At 44.5% G+C, this 1,178-nt stretch carries 1 pseudogene; it reads left to right on the forward strand.

Annotation, left to right across the window (positions count from 1 at the left end):
• Window positions 1-197: 197 nt before the first annotated feature.
• A pseudogene (locus tag B092_RS14595) lies at window positions 198-1,001 on the forward strand (IS1634 family transposase); the annotation flags it as partial.
• Between the last annotated feature and the right edge of the window lie 177 nt (window positions 1,002-1,178).

The raw sequence follows: 1,178 nt of genomic DNA on the forward strand, positions 1-1,178 counted from the left end.
ATCAGGCGGTCAAGCGCATGATACGGCAGTCTTTGTCTAATTAATTACGAACAAGGTCAATATGGCGGTAACTTGCCGGTGCTAGTCAGCTTTTTCCTGTCTTCGTCACTTTTTCTCGGGACACCCATCTGTTTCCTTTTAAATCAATGACTTAATATAAAATAAAGACGTTTTTGGGTGTCCCGAGGGGTCTCATCATGTTCGTTCGCGAGAAGAAAAATAAGTCAGGATCCGTTAGTATTCAAATAGTTAGCAAAGAAAATGGCATCTATAAAGTGGTCAAATCGGTTGGTTGCGCCACTGAGCGTCCAGAGATTGAACGCCTCAAAGACGAGGCAAGACAGTTCATTGAAGATGCGAAACCTCAGTTGAGCTTTGCGTTTGATGCCTATGAAGAGGATCAACAAGCTTTAGCGATCGTTTCTTCGTTGCAGAATAATCAAGTGCAGGTGATTGGTCCTGAGCTTATCTTCGGGCGCATTTATGATGCGATCGGCTTTAATCAAGTGCCGGACGAACTGTTTCGGCACTTAGTGATTGCCCGTTTAGCTTATCCCTTGAGTAAACTTAAAACCGTCGATTACCTGTTGAAGTACCGAGGCGTTAAACTTGAGGTTAGTGCGATTTATCGTTTCCTTGATCGCTTGGCAGACCAGTACCAGCCTTTGGTAGAGCAAATAGCTTTCGAACACACTAAGCGGATGCAAGGTGACCAGATCAGTGTGATCTTCTATGACATGACCGCCCTACACTTCGAAGCGGAAGATGAGGACGATTTGCGCCAAGCCGGCTTCTCTAAAGTAGGTAAACACAGACACCCGCAGATTTATTTAGGCTTACTTGTGGGTGCCAATGGGTTCCCCATTGCCTATGATATCTTCGCGGGCAAAAGCTACGAAGGACACACCTTAATTCCCTTTCTGGAGCGTTTTAGCCAACGTTTTAATCTCGGTAAACCCGTGGTCGTTGCCGATAGTGGGCTGCTTACTAAACGCAATATCGTATAGTTGGCGAGCTAAATATGGCGGCCTGGAAATTTCTGAGGTTCAGCGCCTTAAGGAGCTTGAGGACGAGAATCGACACCTTGAGACTTTTGCATAAAAACGGTTAAATAGCGCTTTTTTGTTCTACTTGGAAATTTTTTGATTTTTTTAGGAAATTTTCGACAAATTTCACCC

The organism is Oligella ureolytica DSM 18253 (assembly GCF_000373745.1).
GTDB classification, from domain to species: Bacteria; Pseudomonadota; Gammaproteobacteria; order Burkholderiales; family Burkholderiaceae_B; genus Oligella; species Oligella ureolytica.